Here is a 22899-nt window from a genome sequence, read left to right as displayed (position 1 = left end):
ACACGAAAAATAAGCAAACCCGATCTTATTATGGTATCAAGATCAGGTTCGCTTATTTGGAATGTAGTTAATTCATATCTATGCCACCATTCACTGGTATGTAAGCTCCGGTAATGAATTGACAGTCATCATCGGCATACATAGCTATCGCCTTGGCAATATCCTCTGCTGAAGCTATTCTTTTCATTGGGGTTAACGAAGCTATCGTATCACGAAAAGCTTGTGGTTGATCCGATGAAGCTTCGGTATCCACGAGTCCAGGTGAAATAACATTTACCGTTATTCCATGCTCGCCTACTTCCTGAGCTACATATTTGGCAAACTGAACAAGACTTGCTTTGGCGGAACCATGCGCAATCATACCAGGAGCAGGTGTTTTGGCCAGACCACTGGCTACGTGCACAATTCGACCATACTGTTTTTTAATCATCGATGGCAGTACAGACTTTGTTACAGTAAATGCCGAGATCATCTCGTCATTTAACTTCTGGGAGAATTCTTCCCATGTCATTTCCAAAAAAGATTTTTGTACAAACGACATGCTTGCGTTATTAACCATGGAATCGATGGAACCCCATACCGATAATACTTTTTCGACCATCCGATGGACTTCTTCGGGATTGCGGACGTCCGCTTGGATAGCCATCGCTTCTCCACCATAGTTGCGGATTTCTTCGACTACTTTATCGGCTCGCTCTCTACTCGACGCATAGTTAACAACTACGCGGAATCCTCTTTTGCCCAACAGGATGGCAGTCTCGGCTCCTATTCCCCGACTTGCACCTGTAATTAATACTACTTTTTTCGACGATTGTTGATCCATCTCAAATCAGCTCCTCTATTTTAATTAGACAACTAATTGACTAATTGGTTAAAAATAAAAGGTTACATTCGATTAGAATTTAACCTTTTGTGTGAGTTGTGCAGTTAACCGCTGCAGTAAAGAAGAGAATGTAATCAATTCTTCAACATCAAATACTTCAAAGATCTGGTTATTTATTGCTGTTGTAAGAGGCTCCAGTTCTCTGATAACCTTTTTGCCTTCTGCGGTTAAACTTACTCGCGTAATTCGTCGATCCGTTGGATCGGCAGAAGTGGATACATATCCAGCTTGTTTTAGACGGTCTACCATACTGGAGACATTCTGCTTGGTCACCAGTGTATCGCCGCGCAATTCTTTGATGGCTACTTTCTCTTGTTTGGATATTGAAGAGAGAAGCATCCATTGCTGGATACTGGTCAGACCAACCGTTGTCGTCAACTCTCCTCCCATACGTGAAAAAAGATTAGAGATACGAAAAATATCCAGCACCATATTAACCTGAAGTTCTTCTTTATGTTCCATTGTATTCACCAAATTCGTCAATTAGTTGTTTTTTTAATTCTAAAGTAAATTTTGAAAATGCGCTAATACTTTTATTTCTCAAATTCACCTTTAGCGTTTAGCCGTTCTATCATCATGTCCGGTTGTAACCGTATATGCAGTACATGCGCATATTTAAGACTATATCCAAAAAACCCGATGTCTGCATAGACACGGGTTCTTTGTTGAATATAGCTGCTTGATAAAACCAACTTGAATTATCTGCTGTCAGAGATACTCAGGCGTGGAATTGACGTCCATCATAGACAGCATCCACATAACCGGCACGGATTACAAAGTCTCCAAAATGTTCGCCTTCGTTACGCTCTGCTGCATAGCGGCCAAAGATCGGCTGCAGGGTGGACAGAATCTCATCCTCATTAATATTTTCCTTGTACATCTTGTTCAGACGGCTGCCGTCAAAGCTGCCTCCGAGATACATATTGTAGCGTCCCGGTGCTTTGCCGATAAAGGAAAGCTCGGCAAGCGCTGGACGTGCACATCCATTCGGACAGCCCGTCATACGGATCACAATGTCTTCGTTGCGCAGACCGACTGCATCCAGCTGGTTCTCCAGCTTGGTCATCAGTTCTGGCAGATAACGCTCGGCCTCAGCCATAGCCATTCCGCAGGTTGGCAGTGCTACACAAGCCATGGAATTGCGGCGTAGCGCCGAGTAATGCAATCCATCAGTCAGATGATAACGGGCAATCAGCGCTTCAATGGTTTTCTTCTTCGCACTGGTTACTCCACCGATGATCAGATTCTGGTTCGGTGTCAGTCGGAAATCACCGGTATGCACTTTGGCGATCTCACGAAGACCGGTCATTAGCTGGTAATCCCCATCATCCATAATACGTCCATTCTCGATAAACAGGGTGAGTAGCCATTTGCCATCGACTCCTTTTACCCAGCCATAGCGATCCCCATTATGATCAAATTGGAACGGACGGGCTTTCTGCAGCTGCCAGCCAAGACGCTCATGAAGCTCGGCAACGAGCCAGTCCAGTCCGCGATCATCAATGGTATATTTGAAGCGGGCATGTTTGCGCACCGCACGGTCGCCGTAATCACGCTGGATCGTCACGACTTTCTCGGCGACATCAATCATTTGTTCCGGTGTAATAAAGCCGATGACTTTGGATACCTGTGGATATGTCTTGTCATCCCCATGGGTCATACCCATACCGCCGCCTACGGCTACGTTGAATCCCTGGAGCAGGCCGTTCTCTACGATAGCGATGAAGCCCAGATCCTGGGAAAATACATCAACATCATTGGAAGGAGGAACAGCGATTCCGATCTTGAATTTGCGGGGCAGGTAAACTGCTCCATAGATCGGTTCCTGTTCTACACCATCACGGCTGTCGATGACTTTTTCTTCGTCCAGCCAGATTTCGTGATAAGCGCGGGTACGTGGATCGAGATGTGTACTTACTTTGCAGGCCCAGTCATAGACCTGTGCATGTACTGCCGATTGATCCGGATTGGTGTTGCACATTACGTTACGGTTTACGTCACCACAGGCTGCAAGGGTACTCAGCAGCGCATCATTGACTTCACGGATAGTGTTTTTCAGATTCCATTTGAGTACGCCATGCAGCTGGAAAGACTGACGGGTTGTCAGACGAATCGTATTATTACCGTATTTATGAGAGATATCGTCCATCATCAGCCACTGGGCCGGAGTCACGATACCGCCGGAAGCACGTACACGCAGCATGAACTGATAAGCTGGCTCCAGCTTTTGCTTTTTCCGTTCGTTGCGCAGATCACGATCATCCTGCATATAGCTGCCGTGATGCTTCATTAAGCGGTTATCATCTTCAGGGATGGAACCGGTAATCGGATCTTTCAACGTCTCTTCGAGACTGCCTCGCAGATATTGACTATTACGCTTGATGTCCTCTACATCACTGTGCGGAGCATCATGCGGCGGATACTTTTCATACTGGACCATTTTGTGTTCTCCTCTCGTAATCGCCGGGATTCCCCATTAATATACATCCCGCTGATAACGTTTTTGCTGCAACATATTACTCATATATTCAGCCGCTGCTTCCTGGCTCAGGTTACCTTCCTGAACGAGAATCTTCTCCAGGGTCAGATGCACATCGTTCGCCATGTTCTTCTCGTCGCCACAGACATAGACGATCGCACCCTCCTGAATCCATTCATACAGCTCACGGCTTCTCTCCATCATACGATGCTGAACATAGACCTTCTGATCGGTATCCCGGGAAAAGGCTACATCCATACGTGTTAATATTCCATCTTTCAGCCAGCGCTGCCATTCGGTCTGATACAGGAAATCGGTCGCAAAGCGCTGATCCCCAAAGAACAACCAGCTCTTACCTTCTGCTCCGGTCTCTTCGCGTTCCATCATAAAAGCACGGAACGGCGCTACTCCGGTACCCGGTCCGATCATAATAATCGGTGTGGAAGCATCATGAGGCAGCTTGAAATTCTCGTTATGCTGAATGTACACCGGCAACGTATCTCCTGCCTCCAGACGTTCAGCCAGATGGACAGAGCATACGCCATAACGCTGACGACCGTGCTGTTCATATTCCACTTTGCGTACGGTCAGATGCACTTCATCCGGTGCAGCCTGCATACTGCTGGAAATGGAATATAGACGCGAAGGCATTTTACGCAGCAGGGACAGGAACTCATCCGCCGGAATACCTTTCAGGCTATAATCCTGAACCAGATCCAGCAGATCGCGTCCATACATATAGTTACGCAGATCCTGCTCGCGACCTTCTTCGAGCAGATCGTACAGCTGTTCATGATCAGCGAGTCCGGCTACTTTTTCGAGCAGCGGTTTGGTTAGTACGCTGATCTCATAGTGACGCAGTAGCGCATCCCGTACACTCAGATGATCACCATTTTTATTGATAACGATCGATTCATTGCCGTCCCAATCCATCGCCTGAATCAATTCGTCAACGAGCAGCGGATGATTCTCCGGGTAGACACCCAGACTGTCGCCGGGCTCATACTGAAGACCCGATCCTTCAAGAGATAATTCAACATGGCGAGTCTCCCGACTGGAGCCGCGTCCATTCAGGTTGAGATTCTCCAGTACTTCTGCCGGGAATGGACGGGTACGGGAATAAGGTGACTCGGCGGCGGCTTCAGTCGTGTCTGTTGTTCCAGATACAGCTGCTGCTCCCGCCGCTGTCGCTGAAGATTGGGCTTGTCCCAGAGCGGACAGTACCTGATCAATCCATTCAGTAGCTTGCTCTTCAAAATCGACATCGCAGTCGGCACGCGATACGATTCGTTCTGCGCCCAATTCTTCCAGACGCTTATCAAAATCCTTGGCGGTCTGACAGAAAAACTCATACGAGGTGTCGCCCAGACCAAGAACAGCATATTTGGCATCTGCCAGCTGTGGTGCACGTTTGCTGTGCAGGAATTCGTAGAAAGGAATAGCATTATCTGGCGGATCGCCTTCTCCCTGCGTGCTTACGAGAACCAGCAGGTTTTGGACCTTTTTGAGATTGTTTGGTTTGTAATCGCCCATGGACGAGAGCGTTACGTCAAATCCCTGGGAAGTCAGCTGCTGTGCCAGCTTTTTGGATAATCCCTGGGCATTACCTGTCTGTGAACCAAATAGTACAGTGACTTCTTTGGATACAGCAGGGGCCGCTTCTACATTTACGGTTGTATCTGCTGCCGGTACTGGAGCATTTGTCCCGGTATTCCCACCTGTCTGAATGCTCGCTGTCAGATATCCGCTCAGCCAGATTCGCTGGGTATCTGTCAGTGTAGGCAGCAATCGGTTCAGTAGTTCAGCTTGCTCTGGTGTAAAAGGACTATTAGTTACTTGAAGTTCCAACGATATCCACCCCATCATTTAGCATGACAATATGCTAATCCCTAGTATAGTGCTCAGATTAATTTTACTCCTTTGAACTTATCATAGTGTACGAAACGGGTCAATTAGAATGCCTTATAGGTGTTATCAGTTCTACTGATGATTGAGATTGGAGGATGTTTTATTGTAAATAGGTATGGATTAAGATAGCTGGATATGATTTTTTTCGATTTTTTTTGTTTTTAAGGTGGGGATATGGTTACTGATCTTCTTTTTTCTTTCTTTGTTGATAGATTCTGATGAGTGTTCTGTTATGGAGTAGTATCTAAGTAGTTTTCATATTACTATTATGAATTTTTCATATATTGAAATTATCATTTTAGTAGGGTGAATGGTTGGAATTTTAAAATCTATTGAACTTTAAGTCCTCTTCCAAATGATCACTTATTAAAGCTAATTTTGCACTGCTTTAAAAATTTCTCAATTTATTTTATTCGGTTTTTATTGACTATTCTTGATATCTTGCGTTTGAGCGTATTATTTAAAATCCACTTTTAAAAGTTTTATTTGCATAAGTTAAAGATCTTTTTTCCTTTAATAATCATCAGTCCATAATAAAAAGCACTTCTACCAGTTTGTCGTATACCTACGTTAGGCTTTACCACAAACCGATATGAAGTGCTTTTATTCCAATATATTTCATTATTAGCTATTAGTAACGAGATATCTGTAGTACTAAATTATTTTACATAAACGCTAAATTCATAATCAACTTCGTGGTCTTTGTCCCATTGCGCGCTTATGTTATAGATGTAATATCCGGGCTGGGCGGGCAGTTTATATTGGCCGTTGGTTATTTTGCGTTCTGCATAGTTCCGACCTTTTTTCAGAGACAGTGTTACTTTGGTCGGCTTGCCGGCTGTCGTAATCGACAACATAGATGACTTGGGCAGCTTCGGGGCAGCTTTTTTCATTGCTGCATTTACTGTCTGCGGGTCGAATCCGCTACCCGCTAGAGTTACTTCGTTACCATCAGACCCGATCCCTGTCCATGTGCTTCCCCCATACTGAAGATCCAATGAAGTGGAACCATGCTTGACTACAAGCCGGTCACTAGTAAAAGTCAGTTCTGATTTGGGAGCAAAAAAATTCCGCAGAATATCCGCATACTCTACTGTTGTCTCATAACCGTGAGATTGGCCGTTTTTGTTCGATACAATCAAGGCAGATGTACCTTTCTCGTTACCGAGTGCAAGCATATATTTCTCTTTGCTTCCGTCCTTTTTGTGGACCGTAATTTCATATTCTGCTGTATAATTCAGCTGTCCTTCCAGATCTGTACTTCTAACAATAGCCTGCTGGAAGATTTCTATAATCATCCCGTCTGTATAAGTACGGGATATGCATGGGGAAGCATGCTTAACTGGTAGACAGCTGACCTGCACGGATGCGGTAGATTCGACGATTTTCTGCAATTGTTCTGGTGTAGCCGGGCTTGCATGGATAGTAAATGGCAGGAGTGATAACCCCAAGCAGGCCGTTAGCAGAAGCCCAGCCACCTTTTCGAAAATAGCTTTCATTAATTTCTTTCCTCATTTCTCTTTTATGTATTTTCTGTTAAATTATAGAATAAATAAGCTGCAGAGTCACTATCATTTCGTACAGGCAGCCTGACTTGATGCCGAACTACCTGTACATTTTGCTGGGCTCCTGTACATTTGGTACTTTTATTCATGCTGATAGTGCTGTTTACTGTTTGTCTTTTTGAATAAACACTTTTCTGAACCTGATATAGGGTATCCTGGTACTTACTGCAGATTATTCGACGGAAACATGCCTTTTAAACCTTGTCTTTTAAGCACGCTGACCTGTTACTACTCTGCGTTTCTCAACTGAAATATATGCTGGATATAAGCTTCCTTATGAGCCGTGTACTCCTGAATGCCTTCCGCGTTCTGTCCAGTAAATGCTTTTTTAACAGCCTCATACTCTTGACGAGCAGCTGCATGGGTATTCATATAATCCCTGAAAAATAGCATATCTCTCCAGTGTTCGCTATCATACGGAAGCATATGAATAAAATGCGTTTTGATCTCAAACGAAGAATCCCGAAAGCGGGCAAACACAATCTCGTCCGGACGCTCTACCTTCAATCGATAAAATCCGATACTTCGCAGTGCAGCTTCATACTCACTTGCTTCCGTCTCCAGCTGTATCACCCCTATTGCAATATCCAGAATCGGCTTAGACTGAATATCCTGAATAGCTGTGCTGCCAATATGCTGGATCGACTGCTCCTCCAGTTGTGGAATAGCAGTATGGATCCTCTGCCTCATTCGCTGGAATTCCTCAGCCCAGCCGGGATGATGTGGAACGAGACGTACTTCGTTACGAGCAAGGCCGAGTGATGGATGCTTCATCTTTTCCCTCCCCTTTCCATTATGCTAACGACACCGCCTATCATGCAGTCTAATAACAGTAAGATAGCATGATCATAATCCCGCTCATTATTGGGAAAGCTGAACAGACGCATACTCATAAAATCCCAGCAGGTCTTCTTCATTCGTAAATCCGCCCTGTGCAGACTGGTCATTACCGCCGCCTTTACCACCAAAAGAAGCCAGATGTTCTTTGAAAAAAGCGCCGCAACGCAGTTCGCTCTCTTCATGGCGTGCAAGCAGAATTTTACGGTCCTGTTTGGTAGCCAGCAATACATGGCGCTGCTGCCGCATCAGCAGCTCACTCGCAATACGCTGTAGATCCTGCGAGGATTTATGGTCAAATATATGCGTCAGTACTGATGAATGGGCTACTTCTGCCTCGCTAATCAGCTGCTCTGCCAAATACCGGTCATTTTCGCGACGCAACTGTTCGATCTCTGCTTTGAGTCCCTGCTGCTCTTCTTCCCATTTATGGAAACGCTCTACTACATCTTTGCGCCCTGTATTGAACCGATTGGTAAATACATCAAGTTTAGCAAGTGCTTCCTGGTAATCCGCGAGCGCACGATAGCCATATTTAAAGTACAAACGGGTATGTGCTTTTTGCTTCTCTGCACGGTACAGTTTGAGTATACCCAGTTCGCCAGTACGAGCAACATGGGTACCACCGCAGGCATTATGTTCAACACCTTCAATTTCAACAATACGAATATTCTCTGTCACCTTGGGCATCTTTACCAATGTCAGCCGCGCAAGCTCTTCTTGATTAATAAAGTAACCATGTACGGGCAGATTGCGATAAATATATTCATTGACCCGCTGCTCAAGTTCCATCATTTCTGCGCCAGAAAGGGCAGAACAATTAATATCAATGGTGGCATAGTCTTCCCCCATATGAAAGCTCAGTGTCTCTGCATTCAGTTCCTTCAGACAGATCGCAGACAGCAGATGCTGTCCGGTATGTTGCTGCATATGATCGAATCGGCGCTTCCAGTCGATATCACAGTGCACACCAGCATTAATCTCCAAGCCGTCAAGCTGCTCTACCTGGTGAACAACCTGCTCTTCCCGTCGCTGTACATCAAGTACCTGCACACTGCCGATTGTCCCCGTATCGCAGGGCTGTCCCCCACCTTCCGGATAAAAGGCTGTCTCTGCGAGGCAGACATAATAATGACCTTTGTATTCATAAATATCGGTAATTGTCGTGTCCCAGCTGGTTGTATAGGATGAATCATAATAGAGTGTTTTCATGGTATGGGTTTCCTCTCCGGATACGATTATATAAGTACTCACTGGGACTATTATGCCTTATAGCAAACAGCCGAGACAAGATATCAAACCTGCTGCTCGTTATACAGATCTTTCACCATAATACGATGCGGAATACCAATCTCGGTAAAAGGCTCTCCTGTAATCTGATAGGCCAGCTTCTCATAAAAGGAAATGGCAACCTGCCGGGCATGCAGCATGATATCCTGGTAACCCTGTTCACGGGCAGTCTGCTCGGCATAGTGAACCAGCTTTCGCCCGATATTTTGTCCACGCAGCGCCTCATCTACCGCCACCTGCTTCATTTGCAAGGTACGCGAATCGATTGGTTTTAACAGCAATACACCGACTACCTTTCCTTCATAAAGGGCAATAAGATGAGTCGCATACTCTTCCCCCTCCAGTTTCTCATCCCACAGACTCATACCAAGCGGCTCGCGCAGTACTCTGTTTCTCAGCTCCAGGGATTGTTGATACAAAGGATCATGGGCCGAGACAGTCTGAATATTGATTGCACTCATGGACATTCCCTCCAGTCTATTGTTCACCATTTTTCAGGTGTTGAAATGTAATAGGTATGTATGAAGCAGTTAATCATATCTTGGCAGGAAGATCAAGCCAAAAGGCAGACCTTTGGCTCTGTCTTTGCTGCTTCTCAATTCAATGAAGAGAGAGCAGCTAATGACAAAATATATTTTATGTATAAATTTGAATTTTTTACAAATCCTACACGATATGTGACTTGTATTTAATTGCGTATATATGTAAATTAGTTCTAAAGGATGATATATATCCAAAAAAAGGAGTCCGATATAATGTTTATGATGCCCATATTATCTAATCTTATAAACAGAGGTGGACTGTGAAAATGAACATTATGAACAAAATTCTTTTGGGCTATATTATTATTGTACTTTGCTTTGCAGCGACGATCGTGATCGTGCACTCACGGATCAATGAGCTGGAAGACAGTATGACTTTTGTGGCCAGTCACGATATGCAGGTACATGATTTAGCCAATCAGATGAAGCTGAATGTTGTAGATATGGAGACAGGACAGCGCGGCTTCGTAATTACAGGCGAAGATGGCTATTTGGCTCCCTATAATGATGGTAAAACCAAATGGGTGAAAAATTATAATTCTCTTTATCCGCTGCTCGCAGATAACCCGACTCAACAGAAAAATCTGGAGGCTCTCAAAGCACGGATTGAAAACTGGATTAGTGTAGCAGGTGAGCCGGTTATCGAGCTTAAGCGTGCCAATAATACAGCTGCTTTGAATCAATTCTTTGCAACTGATCCCGGTAAAACCGATATGGATGCTTTCCGCCAACAGTTGAATACTTTCCTGGATACAGAAACCCAGTTAACGATCAAGCGTGTAGAAGGCATTCATACCAGCAATGTGAATCTGAAGATTCTGCTCTATTCTCTGCTTGCTGGTGTTACACTGCTGGCTATGGTTATCGGTACAATCATTTCCCGCAGAATCAGCAAAAACGTCAAAGCTGTTACAGCAACAATTGATGATATTGCTTCCTCGGGCGGAGATCTGACACGCCGAATCGAAGTCACAAGCAAGGATGAAATGAAAGATCTGGGTGCTGCCACGAATGCGCTCCTTAGTAGTCTACAACAGATTATCGGTGAAATTAAAGGCAACACTATGCAGCTGGCTGAAGCATCTATTCAGCTGGAAAAAGGGGCTCTGGAGAATTCACGTTCTGCAGCTGAAGTAGCTCAATCTATTCAAAGAGTATCCGAGGGAGCCGAAAATCAGGTATCCCGTACAGAAGATATCTCTGCTGTTATGGAACAGTCTATTGCCGGTCTCGATGTAGTCGCAGGTACAACCAACGAAGTAGCTGGCCTAGCCCGCACGACCAAGGATCTGGCTTCTGTCGGCGAAGATAAAATTCATCGCAGTGTAAGCAGTGTAGAGGGAATGGCACATGCTTTCAAAGAAATTCAAAGCAGTGTACGCGAATTGGCAGATCGATCACGCGAAATTCTGTCTATTACCGGTTATATCTCCGAGACATCCAATCAGACCAACCTGCTCGCACTCAATGCTGCTATTGAAGCAGCAAGAGCCGGTGAACACGGTCTCGGATTCAGCGTTGTTGCGGATGAGATTCGTAAACTGGCTGATCAGTCTTCCCGTTCTACCAAAGAAATCAGTGTGATTATCAATTCGATGACAACCGGTATTCAAAGCATTGTACACCTGGTTACCGACAGCGCCAGCAATGTGGAGGAAGGCGTAGCTTCGCTTAATGAAGCAGGCGATACTTTTGGTACGATTGTGGCACAGATCGATTCATTGAACGCACAGATTACCGATGTAGCTGCTTCCGTAGAGCAAATGTCAAAAGGTACCCAGTCTGTTGGTTCAGCTCTGCAGGAGATTACGCGTATTACGGAAGAAACTGCTGCTTTTACCGAAGAAGTCTCTTCAATGACCGAAGCACAGACCTCTTCCCTTATGCAGATGACAGCAACGACCGAACAACTCAAAGAAATGTCCACCTCTCTGGAGACAGTGGTCAATCAGTTCAAAATTTAATCCTGTTATCACAAAAAAGACCGTACACTCAGCGTGTAACGGTCTTTTTTTGCGATTATATATTTAATGAAATGTACCATCTTACCAGTACACATCCACCCTGTTAGAAATTAAAATTATCCGGATCGGCTCCAAAGCGCTGGTTCTGGTTCAAATCATCGATTTGCTGCATATCTTCTGCAGATAGTTCAAAATCAAAGATATCAGCATTTTGCACAATCCGTTCCTGCTTGATCGATTTGGGAATTGTGACGATGCCACTTTGCAGATCCCAGCGCAGCAGCACCTGAGCGATCGACTTGCCATATTTCTCGCCAATTTCCTGCAGAACCGGATTATCCAGCAATCTTCCCTGAGCCAGTGGTGCCCATGCTTCGATCTGAATTCCCTGCTCTTTGCAGTAATTACGCAGTTCCACCTGACTGAGCAGCGGATGCAGCTCTACCTGATTGACTACCGGTCGAACTTTGGCATCTGCCAGCAGATCTTCCAGATGATGAACCTGGAAATTCGATACGCCAATCGCACGAACTTTGCCGTCTTCATGCAGCTTCTCCAGCGCTCTCCAGGTGTCTTTGTATTTGCCTTTGACCGGCCAGTGTACCAGATACAGATCTACATATTCGAGTCCCAGCTTGTTCAGACTCTGTTCAAAAGCTTGCAGCGTGCTCTCATATCCCTGATCCGAATTCCATACCTTGGTAGTTATAAACAGTTCTTCACGAGATACACCCGATTCACGGATTGCCTGACCTACTCCATCTTCATTCTGATAGAGTGCCGCTGTATCAATACTGCGGTAACCGGCTTCGATCGCCCATTTAACCGAGCTTACGACCTCATCACCATTTTCTACTTTGTATACGCCCAGTCCAAACCATGGCATTTGAACACCATTGGATAACTGAACAGTTGATTGCAGATTTTGCATGACTATTGTTCCTCCTGTGTGTATGATGACTGCCTCTATGATTATAACCCATTCGTTCATTCCGATAAAATGAACCAAATACTGATTTTCTTGTTCAATTCTCAGATTGGCGACTGTATCATTTGTTCTCGAATAACTGGAACAAACTGCCCCTCTTGCCTGCAATGGAGTGCTGACACGTAAACATGAATGTGAATTGGTTTATCCGTGTTCGGTCTGTCCTTCCCGACCGGAACGGCCAGGATGACGCTTGAATATTCGACGTGCGCGCGGTTCGATCAGCCAGCGCAGCCAGGTGCGAATACTACTCAGCGACAGAATAACAGTTATAGCGATACCCATAGGAATCAGCAGCCACTTGCTGGCAGCAGAATCCAGAATATCATACAAGCCACCTGCTGTCAGGGCCATTACAATAAATCCATGCAGCAGATACGTGTACAGAGTATTCATCCCCATTCCCGATACAACCGGAAGATTGCGACGGGGAACCAGGCTCAGTACTGCTCCACCGACTACTATCGCCAGTGCATAGACACCGATACGGTATATACCTGCACTCCATTCGTTATGTCCGAGCGACTCATAGGAAAAGCTGCCATAGAACCATTCCTTGCGATACAGCTGTGAATAGAACACGATCATGGCAAAGGATACTCCCAGTGCAACCGCCGAGACAATCCGCATTACTCGGGTATGGAGTCTGCTAATCATCGACTTATCCAGATAATAACCAATCAGGAAAAACGGGAAAAATACTATCGTACGCGAGACACTGGCATAGTACTGTGCATCATTGGCATAGCCGGCAAGTAGAGCTACCGCTATCGCAATAGGCAGTGCATATCGGATACGAATAATGTAAGGCATAGCTACTTTCCACAAGATCATGCTGAAGAAAAACCACATCAGCCAATAGGGAGTAAAGTAGGAAAATACGAGCTCATTCCGATCATAAATCCAGTAATCAAATAACGAATACAGTGTCTCAAATGCCAGATACGGAATAACCAGCCTGCTGATCACCTTGTTCAGGTAATCACCGGTACCGATATTTTTGGCAAAATAGCCGGATACCAGAACAAACATCGGAATATGAAAAGAGTAAATGAATAAATACAGCGGCCGCAGCAGCGGATCATCATATAAAGGCTCGACCAGATGACCGATGACGACCAGCAGAATAAGCAGAAATTTGACGTTATCGAAATAAGCATCCCTCTTGGTCACACTCTACACTCCCTTCACAAAGAGGACCCTGATCAAAGCGGTCTTTTTTTGTACGATGCTGGAGAGGGAAATCCTATATAATCCGCAGGATACAACAAAGCATCCGGCAGTTTGACAATGGTTGGACAGGTATGGGGTCTTATACCCGCAGCTATACAACATGAACCCCAATTATAACAACCGGTATAACAGATATCCAATCGACCCAGGAAAACAACATACCAAAAACCCGATATTGCCTATAATTCGCAATACCGGGTTCTATAAGGATTTATGAATAGAAATGTGATGATAAAGTAGTTAATGAAAGTGTGATATTTATCCATTCAACCGATCAGGCGGTAATGCCTCAGGAATGGGATTGCATGGGTTTGCGAATCCCTGCAGCTTCACTAATGATCTCGTAGGAACGCAGACGAGCCGAATGATCATAAATCATGCTGGTAATAATCAGCTCATTAACCCCGGTATCTGCTACATACTGCTGCAGACCCTTTTTGATCGTCTCCGGTCCACCCTTGATGGTAGAACGAAGCTGTTTCTCGACAGCAGCCTGTTCATACTCCGACCATTTGCCGGTCATATCTGCAGGTGGTTGAATCTGGCCGGTACGACCACGAATAATATTCAGGAACTGCTGCTGCATCGTAGTGCTGAGCCATTCGGCTTCTTCATCTGTATCCGCTGCAATTGCATTTACACCAAGCATCGCATACGGTTCTTTCAATACATCCGATGGCGTAAAATATTCACGATAGATACGCAGTGCACGCTGTGTATAATCCGGCGAGAAGTGTCCAGCAAATGCAAATGGCAGACCTTTCTGAGCAGCCAGTCTGGCACTAAAATCACTGGAGCCCAGCAGCCAGATCGGAATAGATAATCCTTCGCCCGGCACAGCACGCACCGGCGCATGGTATGAAGTGGAGGAAGCATCGAAGAAACGACTCAGTTCATCCAATAGCTCAGGGAAATCTTCTCCACTGTTAATATCCCGGCGCAGAGCCTGTGTCGTACGGCGATCACTGCCTGGAGCTCGTCCGAGTCCAAGATCGATTCGTCCGGGATACAGCGACTCCAGTGTGCCAAACTGCTCGGCAATGACGAGCGGGGCGTGGTTCGGCAGCATAATTCCGCCGGAGCCTACACGAATCGTGGAAGTCCCACCAGCCAGATAGCCGATAACAACGGATGTCGCTGAACTCGCAATTCCCGGCATATTGTGATGTTCGGCTACCCAATAGCGGTTATATCCCCATTTTTCGGCATGTTGGGCGAGATCCAGACTGTTACGTAGCGCATCAGATGCAGTCGCACCTGCATTGACCGGTGCCAGATCGAGCACCGACAGTGTTATATGATCAGGAGTTGCCTCCCGAGATGATGAATATTGATCAGACATAGATATGCCTCCTTCTTGGAAATAGTAGAGGTTCAATATACTATTATCCGCCTTTTCCAGCTAAAATGCCAGTCAATCTCTTACTTTACAGGGAATCTCCGACGACACGGTTGCGACCTGAATGCTTGGCTTCATACAGACGATGATCCGCAATCGCCAGCAGTTCCGTTCTGTTAATGGCAACACCAGCCATTGTACTTACACCGAGACTTGCTGTAACCGGTAAAGTCCCCGTGATAGTGCTCCAATCTGCAGAATGGATTGCCTGTCGTAAACGGTCTGCCTGCTGAAGTCCCTGTACTGCATTGGTATCCGGCAGAATTGCCAGAAATTCTTCGCCACCGATCCTGGCCAGCGCTGAGGAAGGCGGCACCGTAAGCGACAGAATCTTGGCCAGATGCACCAGCACCGTATCCCCTACCTGATGAGACAATGTATCATTAATCGTCTTGAAATGATCCAGATCTATCAAAATTGCCGTTACCGACTGCCCTTGTGCAAAGGAATCTTCCAGCAGCTCATCGATATAAGGTTCGATATACCTGCGATTATGAAGTCCGGTTAACGGATCACGCAGAGCAAGCTCACGGAACAACTCACTGTCCCGGCGTGCCTCTTCTGCATCAAATGTAATCTGCATAATACGTGCACGTGCTTCTCTCTCGGTAGAACGCAGTTTCTCCCCTGCCTCGTGATAACGCTTATGCTCCTCATAGGCACTGCGGTAATCCCCTGCTGCTGCAAACAGTTCGGACTGCTGCAGCCGGGCACGTACCATCAATCCTGGCAGACCGTGCTCATGGCATAGATGTCTGGCTTCATCCAATGTTGATTGTGCCTGTGTCAATTTACCCTGAAGCCGCTGCGCTTCGGCAGCAGTAAGCAGACATTCCGGAAGTACCATCAGATCACCCAGTTTGCGGCTAAGCGGATCATTAATAACCGGAGCCAGCGTTTGTTCCGCCTGGGCCGGATGACCGAGCAGAATCTCGACCTGTGCAATTGTATCGAGTTGGGAAGCACCCAACTCTACATGTTTACGTTTGGCGAGATCACGAAGCTTATTCACTAGCCGATAAGCTTCTTCGGCTTGTCCCATTTCATAGCGGGTATAAGCCATGTTATTGAGCGCGAACATGAGCAGCTGGGTATCATCCATCAGAGTAGCCAGCATCAGTACTTCCTGGAAGCGGCGCTCCGAATCTTCATAAGCACCTACTTCATCAAGTGTCAGTGCGAGCATCATCAGATGATCCGCCCGTGTAGACGGCGGAGCTGTATCCGGCAGTTCGCGCAGACCGGCTATCGCATGCTGAAGAGCGCTCTCATTATCTCCAATCCGCCGATAAAATCCGGCAATCAAACGCTGGCTGCGTGCGAGAATGTGAGGATGCCGATGCTCCTCTGCCCACTGATGAATATGGAACATAATCCGTCCGGCTTCTGCTACTTTGCCCTGCCTCGCCATTACATCTGCCTGGATCAAACGGGTCCGCTGGCTTAGTTCTTCATTGTCCATCTCTTCAACCAGAACAAGTGCCTTCTGCACAGCTGCAACTGCTGCGTTGGTATTACGATACGGCATAAGTTCCAGTGTATCCAATACGTCAGCAAATTGCTCTGCCGTATAACTGTCCATATCGTCTATATTGAGGTTATTTATATTTTTATCATTGCTAAAATGAGAATAGCTGCGAACCGGAACAAAATGTCGATTAACGGATTTGGTCAAGATTATCCCTCCCCTATCACAAGCAAAGACACCAGCCTGTTATGTATCTGCCTATTTATATCTATTTCTATAGTCCTAATTTCTATGTAATCTATATTAACACTGCTTATACCTAAAATCTTTAGCGAACTTGTAACTAACGATAATTAATTTAGCAATTTTCTATAATCTTTACCCAAATTGGATGGCCTTATCTCATTCCTATGAAGAAATGAGGTTTTTATGCGCCAAATTTGTTACACTAGAAATAAAAAAAGTCAGAAAGTGAGAGCACATGAAACGTTATTCGCCATACATCGAGTTCGATCGCAAGGAATGGGCTTCCTTGAGAGATCATCATACCCCACTACCATTAACCGAACGAGAACTTGAACAGCTGAGAGGATTGAATGAGCATGTTTCTCTGCAAGAAGTGGAAGAGGTCTATTTACCATTAACCCATCTCATCCATCTGTACGTTGGCGCTTCTCAGCAGCTTCACCAACTCACCACTACTTTTCTTAAGAAAAAAGCCCGTAAAACGCCTTTTATTATTGGTATAGCAGGCAGTGTAGCCGTTGGTAAAAGTACAACAGCCCGCCTGCTGCAGACTCTGTTGTCCCGCTGGGATACCCACCGCAGAGTCGATCTGGTTACGACTGACGGATTCCTTTATCCCAAAGTGGTTCTGGAGGAAAAAGGGATCATGAACCGAAAAGGATTTCCGGAAAGTTATGATATTAAACGGCTAATGGAGTTTATGGGAGATATCAAATCCGGCAAGCCTGATGTGAGAGCACCCAAATACTCGCATTTGACCTATGATAGAATTCCTGATGAAGAGAGTATTATCAACAACCCCGATATTCTGATCGTCGAGGGTATCAATGTGCTGCAGGTCAAAAAGCAGTCCCCTTTGTTTGTCAGTGACTTTTTTGATTTCTCCATCTTTATTGATGCAGATGAATCCAATATTGCCCGTTGGTATGTAGAGCGCTTTCAATTGCTGCGCCAGACGGTGTTCCAAAATCCGGATTCGTATTTCCATAATCGGTTTGGTCACCTGACAGCAGATGAAGCCGAAGAAGCGGCAAAACATACCTGGAAGACGATTAATGCCAAAAATCTGCATGAAAATATTCTCCCGACCAAGGGGCGTGCCCAACTGATCCTCCGCAAGGAAGCAGATCATAGCATTCAAAATATTTTTCTGCGTAAACTTTGATTGGAGCCCGGTGCACCTTTCACTCACCATTCTCGCTATTTTAAATCTTATTGACGGAGGAACATACATTGCAATCCATTCTTGTAGTCGGCAGTATCATGATGTTTCTTGCGGTAGCGCTTGGAGCCTTCGGCGCTCATGCGCTCAAAGCCAAACTCTCACCGGATATGATGAAGATCTACGAAACCGGTATTCAATATCATATTGCTCATAGTCTCGGTATGCTGATCATTGGATCGTTGGCCCAGAACTTCCTGCAGGGACAAAGTCTTGCAGTAGCTGCAGGCTGGTGTCTGTTTGCAGGTATTATTCTGTTCTCCGGCAGTCTGTATGCACTCAGTCTGAGCGGCGTACGCAAGCTGGGAGCGATCACACCGCTTGGCGGACTGCTGTTCCTCGCCGGTTGGGTACTGCTGTTAATCGCTGTACTGTCCTGATCCAGCCTACTGGCAGTAAAATCGAATAGCAATCCTTTATCTCAAAAATTTGTATACTGTAATTCAGCCGTATTTATTTTATTCGTTAGCAAGTCTTCACCAATAATCATATGAATGTGTCCATAAAAAAGCCCTGAATCTTCTGCAGCAATCTGTGCTGGCAGGATTCAGGGCTTTTGTTTTATACTTTTTGGAAATTAAAATTCGACTACAAAATTAACGCACAACACGCACTGTTATTTCATCACTGCGTGTCGTTCCTGCAGCATTTACCAGTTCGGCCGTATATACATACTCGCCTGGTGCCCGATCTGTTATGGCACTGACAGCATTTTGTGCTTGTGGCGTAGATGCTTTCAGCGATTGAGTATCGATTAATTTACCATTTTCATACAGACGATATTCGGAAGCATTGGTTCCCCACCATAGATTCATCGTAATGGAGTAACTGCCGTCACCATCCCAATTATTGCTTGCCAGTACCGGTTTGCCCGGCACGGCGTCTTTCACTTCGACTTTTAGCGGCTGGCTCTTCGTGGTGCCATAGCTATTCGTCAGTTCCAGTACATAAGTGTACGTACCGTTTGCTTTGCCTTGAATATCCTGAGTCAATACCTGGGCAGCTGGAGATTGATCTGTCAGCTTCCCTTCCCCGATCAATTGATCATTTTCATACAATTTGTAGGACGAACCGTTATTGCCCCACCACATATTCATCGTAATACGATAATCACCATCACGCAGTCCTGTATCCTGACCGTTATTATCGGAGAGCATAGGAGTACCCGGAACTCCTGTTGCCAGCGGATCTTTGACTGGCGGAGTTGGTTCTGTCGGTTCGGCAGCCGTAATATCAGCACTGCTTCTTGGTTTCAGCTGGAAGCTGTCTTTGAAGATAGCAGCAATACCGCTGATATTCACTTGATCGCCTGACTGGTAAGTGAAGTCTGCCAGCGTCAAGCCAGTACGTCCATCGACCCGTACATGTGTCTTCACTGCATTGGTTGTGTATACATCACTCGTTACATCAAATTCGAACGAACCAGCTGGTGTTGCACTGACAATATTGCTGACCGTTACATTTTTCAGCTGAACCAGCTGTCCTTGATTGTAAGCATCTACCGTTACTGCAGTAGTAGGTTGAGGCAATGAAGCAGTACCTGTCTTTTCAATGGCGATCGGGTCTGTCAGTTCCAGTTCAGCGTTATAGACGGTCGTTGGAGCAGTGATCTGAATAACATCACCCTGTGCAAATCCACTCTGATTCTGGTAGACGTAGATGCCACCTGTCTCATCCTGCATATAGAATGCCTGTCCGCCAAATGATCCCGGCGTTGACGTCACGATACCTTTTACCGTTACGACGGTTCCCGGTGCCTGATTACGCGCACTTTTGATATCAGTCAATGCAGGAATCTGAACTCCGCCATCATCTGTTGGCAGCGGCTCTGCCGGTACATTCGCAATATTGACCGAGCTGGTCAGCAGGTTGCTGCCATTCTGGCGCAGACGCAGGCTGGCTGTACCTTCAGTACCCGGCTTGATGCGTACGGTCAGATCCTTGATCGCATGTCCTTTGCTGTCTGCGGTCAGACTATACGTGGAGCTGTATCCATAGGAAGCAGGCCAAGTACCATCTGCATTCTGGATCTGGGCTACCTGGCTGCCACCTGTCACGAAAATACCTGTGCTGAAGCCTGTCGTCGTACTATTTGGCGTCAGATCATCCGCTACGATACGCAGCTGGAATTCTTCGGCGTTCGGTAGCTTGGCTTGATGCACAAAGCTGTACGTCGGATTGGTTACGCTAACTGTACTTCCATAGGAGCCGGGTTTGAATGTAGAAGGGTCCCACCAGTTGTAACCGGCTGCAGGTGCAGACCACGGTTCTGCCTGTGGTTCTGTAGATGTCTGCGGCGTCTCGATAGCCAGCTGCGGCGTAGGCTGATCCAGCACCAGACCTTCCACCTGATCCAGACGAGTATAGCTCTCGTCGGTGGACAACCAGTTTACTGTATTTACGAGTAGCGTAGCATCGTCTACTTCTTTGAATCCATCATAAGTTGTTTTCTTGGTGCCTGTTTCTTCACGAAGATATTTTGGCGAAGCATCTTCCACCGGAGAAGAATCACCGATAAATGCTGCTTTGCCCTGTCCCAGCTTGGACACGGCTACGTATGGTCCTTCTGCTACTCCACCGCCATTATAGACACCCTGGTCTACTGCATTACCCCAGGCTTCTTTGGTCTCGGGCAGATAGACAATACCTTTGGCTTTGGTAGGATCGGTAATTGCCAGTGTAGAGCCTGCATGCATTGCTACACTGTTAACCCCTTCCGTAATACCAAATGCCTGATCGGGAGCGACTACATTATTCGCATTGATATCCCCGAGCGCGTTATAACGGAACCGGATACCGAAGTTATCCGACAGCCAGTCCGAACTGACTACATCCTTCATCGCTGCTGAATTACGCTCACCCTCGGACATTCCTTTGGCAGGATCTTCCCATGCTCCGCGGCGATAACCATTGATCGATTCGGAACCATCCCAGCGGTTTTTGTTACGATCGGCATTGTAATGATCGCCGATGAAGAAAATACTGCCGCCGCTCTCCACGTACTGCTCCATGGCAGCCTGTTCACTTGTTTTAAAAGGAATATTGGGTTCAGCAATAACGAACACATCATAAGGGCTCAGATCGCTGTATGTAAATGATACGGTCTTGCGCAGCTCTTTGACATCGTAGCCGTCATTTGCCAGTCCATTAGCAAAATCCGAGAATCCACCATCAATGACCCAATCTGCTGCACCGGATGTCTGACCGTGTGTATTATCGAAAAGCACCTTTTTGCCAGCGTTTTCATTTACAATCTTGGCATTGATAAAAGGCGCCGGATCACTCGCTGTCTCCGCATGAACCGTCATATTCTCTCCGCCAAATGCCATTTGCAGCGGCCATGCCAGCGATACTGCCAGCAATGTTTTTAATCCCTTGGACCTCAGTCCGTTCCATGTAACCATAAATGCCCCCTGTAACCGAAATAGTATGTAACGGCAATATCTTACCATGGAAATATATGCAAAAGTCATGAATTTTGTAAAATAAAAACTTATTTATTCATATACCATTTTTTTGCTATTCCTACAGTACATTTACCATATAAAATACAGCACAAAAAAGAAGCTTTCCCGAATTATCATGGGCAAAGCTTCTTTGGTCGGATAACAACAAAAGGAACAACAACCGCCTTCTGTTATAAGACAACATTCTATTTGTTCAAGCAATTATTCTGGCAACCGGGATACCGATTTCTCTTCTCTCGGCGGACCAGCGTTACCACGATTTACACCGATCAGATCAAGGAAGAACACAAATAGAGGAATACCGATAATAAGTCCCCAAGGACCTATAAAATGCTCGGAGAAAATCAAAATAACAAAGGTATAAAATACAGGTAGGTTTGTTTTGCTGGACATTAGCTTGGGATTGAGCAGATACGCTTCGATCGCATGAATAATCAGGATCAAAATCACCAGATACAGCACATATTCGATCCCACCTACGCTAAGCGCTGTCAGGCTAAGCGGGATAAGGGAAATAAATACGCCTGCTACCGGCACCAGTCCCAATACGAATACAATGACTGCCAGCCCGATCAGGTTCGGGAATCCCATTAACCATAGCGCCGTGATCGTCAAAATCGTATTGATGAACGATATCAACAGCTGGGCTTCGATAACTTTACCGAATGTATTCAAAAACATCTTGCCAAAATATCCTACTTCCTTGAAAAACCAGCTTAGTTTGCTGTCCTGAAAAGAAGCTGTAAATCGTGCGATATGCGAACGATCCAGCAAAAAGAACAAACTTAGCAGCATAGCAATAAATAGCTGCGAACCGATTTGACTAATCTTGAGCAGCACCGTAAATCCGGGACCGATAAAATGTCCTACATTCTCCAGCACTTGTTCAATATTCAGTGTGCGCAAAAATTCCACAATATAATGATTCCACTTGCTCTCCTGCGGATGCATATATACATCCTGTATCATTCCATATACCTGCACCACTTGTGTGCTGACCGTTGGTACCATGCGATAGACCCCCCAGCCGATCACACCGATCAATACAATATAGACTAGCGGCAGTACAAAGAACGGGGATACATTAGGAATCACCCGACGAAACAGCTTCATAACACCGTTATACAGGCTGCCAATCAATATAGTTAGCAGCAGGGTCATCAGAATAATATTCATCATGCTAGACATTGAATAAATGATTAGCACAAGGATCAATAATACTATAATTCGTCTGATTCCATCATGGTTGAGCCACTCTCTTACCTTCATCCACAGACCTCATCTCTATTTATGTCCACTCCTTCCATAATAACGTGTTTGGGCTTCGATGTCACCAAGCGCATGTAAAAGCACTGTTAACTATAGCGATATAGCAGAAATGGGAGCGGTATCAACTGCATGTTTTTTT

17 protein-coding genes are annotated in these 22899 nt (G+C 45.7%); 3 read left to right on the top strand and 14 right to left on the bottom strand.

Annotated features, from left to right (window positions below; translation table 11 throughout):
* Nucleotides 1–67 precede the first annotated feature (67 nt).
* The 8 genes from WH46_RS08060 to WH46_RS08025 form a co-directional block, all read right to left on the bottom strand.
* Entirely contained in the window at nt 68–823 is a 756-nt protein-coding gene (locus WH46_RS08060; RefSeq protein ID WP_046226338.1) for an SDR family NAD(P)-dependent oxidoreductase, read from the bottom strand.
* A gap of 72 nt (nt 824–895) precedes the next feature.
* Entirely contained in the window at nt 896–1345 is a 450-nt protein-coding gene (locus WH46_RS08055) for a MarR family winged helix-turn-helix transcriptional regulator (RefSeq protein WP_046226337.1), read from the bottom strand.
* 256 nt (nt 1346–1601) lie between these two features.
* Nucleotides 1602–3323 (bottom strand): assimilatory sulfite reductase (NADPH) hemoprotein subunit, encoded by a 1722-nt coding sequence (cysI, locus tag WH46_RS08050; RefSeq protein ID WP_046226336.1) that lies wholly within the window; start codon nt 3321–3323, stop codon nt 1602–1604.
* 36 nt (nt 3324–3359) lie between these two features.
* On the bottom strand, nt 3360–5210 hold the full coding sequence (locus WH46_RS08045; protein WP_046226335.1) for an assimilatory sulfite reductase (NADPH) flavoprotein subunit: 1851 nt from the start codon (nt 5208–5210) through the stop codon (nt 3360–3362).
* Nucleotides 5211–5929: 719 nt separating this feature from the next.
* On the bottom strand, nt 5930–6769 hold the full coding sequence (locus WH46_RS08040; RefSeq protein WP_046226334.1) for a hypothetical protein: 840 nt from the start codon (nt 6767–6769) through the stop codon (nt 5930–5932).
* Nucleotides 6770–7063: 294 nt separating this feature from the next.
* Entirely contained in the window at nt 7064–7609 is a 546-nt protein-coding gene (locus tag WH46_RS08035) for a GrpB family protein (RefSeq protein ID WP_046226333.1), read from the bottom strand.
* Between the two features lie 87 nt (nt 7610–7696).
* Nucleotides 7697–8884 (bottom strand): alanyl-tRNA editing protein, encoded by a 1188-nt coding sequence (locus WH46_RS08030; RefSeq protein WP_046226332.1) that lies wholly within the window; start codon nt 8882–8884, stop codon nt 7697–7699.
* Nucleotides 8885–8967: 83 nt separating this feature from the next.
* Nucleotides 8968–9423, bottom strand: a complete 456-nt coding sequence (locus WH46_RS08025; RefSeq protein ID WP_046226331.1) for a GNAT family N-acetyltransferase — start codon at nt 9421–9423, stop codon at nt 8968–8970.
* A gap of 347 nt (nt 9424–9770) precedes the next feature.
* Between WH46_RS08025 and WH46_RS08020 the strand changes: the two genes are divergently transcribed.
* Entirely contained in the window at nt 9771–11468 is a 1698-nt protein-coding gene (locus WH46_RS08020; RefSeq protein WP_046226330.1) for a methyl-accepting chemotaxis protein, read from the top strand.
* Between the two features lie 103 nt (nt 11469–11571).
* On the opposite strand, the gene WH46_RS08015 is transcribed toward WH46_RS08020, so the two are convergent.
* The 4 genes from WH46_RS08015 to WH46_RS08000 form a co-directional block, all read right to left on the bottom strand.
* Entirely contained in the window at nt 11572–12399 is an 828-nt protein-coding gene (locus WH46_RS08015; protein ID WP_046226329.1) for an aldo/keto reductase, read from the bottom strand.
* A 201-nt stretch (nt 12400–12600) separates the two neighbouring features.
* Nucleotides 12601–13629 (bottom strand): acyltransferase family protein, encoded by a 1029-nt coding sequence (locus WH46_RS08010; protein WP_046226328.1) that lies wholly within the window; start codon nt 13627–13629, stop codon nt 12601–12603.
* A 349-nt stretch (nt 13630–13978) separates the two neighbouring features.
* Nucleotides 13979–15031: an LLM class flavin-dependent oxidoreductase gene (locus WH46_RS08005; RefSeq protein ID WP_046226327.1), complete on the bottom strand. Its 1053-nt coding sequence runs from the start codon at nt 15029–15031 to the stop codon at nt 13979–13981.
* Nucleotides 15032–15116: 85 nt separating this feature from the next.
* On the bottom strand, nt 15117–16763 hold the full coding sequence (locus WH46_RS08000) for a tetratricopeptide repeat-containing diguanylate cyclase (RefSeq protein WP_017812192.1): 1647 nt from the start codon (nt 16761–16763) through the stop codon (nt 15117–15119).
* 274 nt (nt 16764–17037) lie between these two features.
* Between WH46_RS08000 and coaA the strand changes: the two genes are divergently transcribed.
* Complete coding sequence (gene coaA, locus WH46_RS07995) at nt 17038–17967, top strand: type I pantothenate kinase (RefSeq protein WP_017812191.1); 930 nt, start codon at nt 17038–17040, stop codon at nt 17965–17967.
* Nucleotides 17968–18035: 68 nt separating this feature from the next.
* Entirely contained in the window at nt 18036–18404 is a 369-nt protein-coding gene (locus tag WH46_RS07990; RefSeq protein ID WP_017812190.1) for a DUF423 domain-containing protein, read from the top strand.
* 216 nt (nt 18405–18620) lie between these two features.
* Here WH46_RS07990 and WH46_RS07985 read toward each other — a convergent pair whose 3' ends face one another.
* Both WH46_RS07985 and WH46_RS07980 read right to left on the bottom strand, forming a co-directional pair.
* Entirely contained in the window at nt 18621–21428 is a 2808-nt protein-coding gene (locus WH46_RS07985; RefSeq protein WP_017812189.1) for a chitinase N-terminal domain-containing protein, read from the bottom strand.
* 264 nt (nt 21429–21692) lie between these two features.
* Entirely contained in the window at nt 21693–22760 is a 1068-nt protein-coding gene (locus WH46_RS07980; protein ID WP_046226326.1) for an AI-2E family transporter, read from the bottom strand.
* Nucleotides 22761–22899: the final 139 nt, after the last annotated feature.

It is taken from the genome of Paenibacillus dauci (assembly GCF_000971985.1).
Classification (GTDB): Bacteria; Bacillota; Bacilli; order Paenibacillales; family Paenibacillaceae; genus Saccharibacillus; species Saccharibacillus dauci.
The sequence above is the reverse complement of the archived record's forward strand: the minus strand, read 5'-3'. Positions and strand labels throughout refer to the sequence as shown.